Here is a 3259-nt window from a genome sequence, read left to right on the forward strand (position 1 = left end):
CCCCGCCGCCAGCCGCACCGCCCCCGCCGCCGGAAAGGGCGCGGCCGCCTGACGTGTGGCTTCCCGGAATGCGCGGCCGGCTGAATGTGCCCGGTGTAGGGAAGTGCCGGCTGAAGCCTCAGGCGATGGCCACAGCCGGTGCCTTCTTCAGGGTGCTTCGGAGCTGCGGGGCAACGTCGAGCCTGTCCTGGGCTGACCGCAGGGCGTGGACCGAGGTTTCAAGTTGTTCAGGAGGCAACGTGAAGGGCACCCTGAGGTAGCGTTCGAACGCGCCGCCGATTCCGAAACGCGGTCCCGCTGCCAGGCGGATCCCGAAATCGGGGGCGATCACTGTCAGCGCTGTGCTGATGGGTGCCGGGAGCCTGCACCAGACCGACAAGCCGCCGGCCGGGCGCGCGGTTTCCCACTCTGGAAGATGCCCGGCAAGGAGTTCCAGGAGGACCGTCCGGCTCTCCCGCAGGTTGGCAAGCCGTGCGGGAAGCGGTTCGTCGAGGGCTCGGACCAGGTGTGCCGCCGCCAGCTGTTCCATGGCCGGTCCGCCCAAGTCCAACGAGGAACGGGCTGCGGCAAACCTCTGGATCATGGCTTTCGACGCCCGGATCCAGCCTGTTCGAAGCCCCGCCCAATGGGATTTGCTGAGCGAGCCGATGGTCACTACCGCAGGACTGAACGCTGCTACATGGCTGGTTTCGGCGCCGTCGAGGTTCAAATCCCGGAGGGTTTCGTCCACCACCAGGACCGTTCCGCTGGCGGCAGCCGCCCGGACCAGCTGGCGCCTCTGGAAGTCCGGCATCAGCTGGCCTGTCGGGTTGTGGAAATCGGGAACCATGTACGCCATCTTGGGCCGCTGCTGCATTATTGCCGCCTGCACCGCCTGCACGTCCCACGCCAGAGCTGCCGGACGTCCGCCGCTGGCGTGGGTTGTGATGGTGCCGGTGCCGGGCCCGGCAGTAAAAGCCACGGGGATGGCGCGGCAGCCCGCGGCGCGGATGGCATCCAGGGCATTCGGGTAGCTCGGATGCTCCACCAGGACCTTGTCCTGCCGGCCGGCCAGGGCCCGGATGATGATGTTCAGGGCATGCTGCGCGCCGGATGTCACCAGGATCTGGTCTGCAGTGGTGGGGACCCCGGCCGTTGTATATCGTGAGGCTACCGCTTCGCGGAGGGGAAGCAGGCCGATGGCGTCGTATCCGAATCCGGGCAGCAAGGCCGGCAGTTCGGTGAGGGCTGCCGCGAATGCGCGATGCACCACCTCGCCGCTGGCGGGCAGCGACGCGTAGGCGAGGTCGATCAGGCCCTCCGGTGCCGCGAGTCCTGGTGCCGCGAATCCTTGGGGTTGGAGTCCGGGAACTGTAAGACGGGCCGCCTTATGGCCGGGAAGTGAAGATGCTGCCGCCGAGGTTGGTCCCCGGCCGCCGGCGGATCCCGTGAGCACCGTGGTGCCCGACGGCGTCAGGCGGGGAATCCGGGTGCGGCCCCTGCTGCCCTGGCCGCTGCTGAGGAAACCCTGTTCGCGGAGGTGGCCGTAGGCTGCGGTTACGGTGGTCCGGCTGACGCCCAGCGCAGCAGAGAATGCCCGCTCACTGGGCAGGGCCGTGTCCAGTGCCACCCGGCCGTCCAGGATCAGGAGGCGGACGACGTCGGCCAGCTCGCGGTAGGCGGGAGCGTTGCCGTGGCTCCACTGGCCAAGAAGACGTGCCAGTGCGGACGGGTTCAGGGAAGTGGACATGATGCCAGTATCTCAAACTGGCTATGTAATTCAATGCCAGTTTTCTGCCACAGTTGTCGTTATGTTGACCCGCAGACTCCTCCAGCTTTTTATCGGCCTCGCCATGTACGGCATCTCCCTGGCGATGTTCATCCGCGCCGGACTTGGCCTGGATCCCTGGGACGTGTTCCACCAAGGCCTGGCTGGACGGACCGGACTGAGTATTGGCGTGGTGGTCATCATTGTCAGTTTTCTGGTGCTGCTGCTCTGGATTCCGTTGCGGCAGTGGCCAGGGTTCGGGACCCTCTGCAACGCCATCCTGGTGGGCGTTTTTGCGGACGTCGGCCTCGCCCTGATCCCGGCGTTCTCGCACCTGGGTGGCCAGGCCGGGATGCTCGCCGGTGCCGTAATCCTCAACGGAATTGCTTCCGCGTGCTACATCGGCGCACGGTTCGGTCCCGGTGCCCGGGACGGCCTCATGACCGGCTTGGCCCGGCGGACTGGCTGGTCCGTCCGGACATCCCGCACTCTGATCGAAGTTGTGGTGCTGGGCATTGGTTGGTTGCTCGGCGGATCGGTGGGCATCGGCACAGTGGTCTACGCCCTCGTCATCGGCCCGCTGGTCCAGTTGCTGCTCCCGTGGTTTATGGTCCCTGCGCTTCCGGCGAATGATGCGCCAGCGGAACCGCGCGCCGCTGCCCTGGGCTCCCACATACAGGATTCCCCGGTGCCCGGTGACGTCGTGCACGGTTCCCCGGTGCCCGATGACGGCGTGCCAGATTCCGCTGTGTCGGTGCCATTAACCCGTGGCGCATAAGTCAAAGCTGGCTGGCCGCCCAGCGCTGCCTTGTTGTCAGGGCTGCATAGTTTCTGACGGCAGAACCGGCTGGCACTTCGGGCAAAAATAGATGTCCCGCTCTTCCTCGCCATTGAGCTTGCCCAGGACATCGCGGCGGATGGGGGTGCCGCATTTCAAGCATGGCTGGTGTTCGCGGCGGTACACCCAGTAACCGGGCCTCCCGGCCATCCTTCCCACCGGCATTCCCCGTGGATTGAGGATGGTGACGCGGCGGCCGGGGCCCAGGTTTGCCTCCAGGAGCTGCTTCGCGTCAGTCATCATTGTCTGGAGATCGGCCACGGCGGAGATGGGCGATGCCGGATGGATTCCGGACAGGAAGCAGGTTTCGCAGCGGTAGATGTTGCCGATGCCCGCAAGGTTTCTCTGGTCCAGCAATGCCACGCCCACGGGAACGTCCGGGGCTGAAAGCAGCCGCCGTCCGGCTTCGGCAGGATCCCAGTCCGGACCGAGCAGGTCCGGCCCGAGGTGGCCGACAATCTTGTCCTCATCTGCGGTGCGGACCACCTCAACAATTCCCAGGGAAAAGCCGACGGCGTCAGCCACCGCAGTGCGCAGCACGCACCGAGCGGTGAATCCCGGCTTCCGCCAGCGTCCGCCCGGTGGATAGACCTGCCATGCCCCCTCCATTTTCAGGTGCGAGTGGATGGTGAGCTTCTGGACTTCCCGACCTGGCCCGCCCGGCCGGCTCGCAC

3 protein-coding genes are annotated in these 3259 nt (G+C 66.4%); 1 reads left to right on the plus strand and 2 read right to left on the minus strand.

Annotated features, from left to right (window positions below; all coding sequences use genetic code 11):
- Positions 1-118: 118 nt before the first annotated feature.
- Complete coding sequence (yczR, locus tag DBR22_RS18770) at positions 119-1729, minus strand: MocR-like transcription factor YczR (RefSeq protein ID WP_108600247.1); 1611 nt, start codon at positions 1727-1729, stop codon at positions 119-121.
- Positions 1730-1790: 61 nt separating this feature from the next.
- Here yczR and yczE point away from each other — a divergent pair, with 61 nt between their 5' ends.
- Positions 1791-2525, plus strand: coding sequence for a membrane protein YczE (yczE, locus tag DBR22_RS18775; protein WP_258229301.1), 735 nt, complete (start codon positions 1791-1793; stop codon positions 2523-2525).
- A 36-nt stretch (positions 2526-2561) separates the two neighbouring features.
- Here yczE and DBR22_RS18780 read toward each other — a convergent pair.
- A partial coding sequence (locus tag DBR22_RS18780; protein ID WP_108600248.1) for a DNA glycosylase occupies positions 2562-3259 on the minus strand: 698 nt, incomplete at its 5' end.

Source organism: Arthrobacter sp. HMWF013, from assembly GCF_003061105.1.
Classification (GTDB): Bacteria; Actinomycetota; Actinomycetes; order Actinomycetales; family Micrococcaceae; genus Arthrobacter.

Bases quoted from the DNA above. Each gene is read 5' to 3' on its own strand.
- yczE (WP_258229301.1), top strand. From the start codon at position 1,791: ATGTTGACCCGCAGACTCCTCCAGCTTTTTATCGGCCTCGCCATGTAC.
- yczR (WP_108600247.1), bottom strand. From the start codon at position 1,729: ATGTCCACTTCCCTGAACCCGTCCGCACTGGCACGTCTTCTTGGCCAG.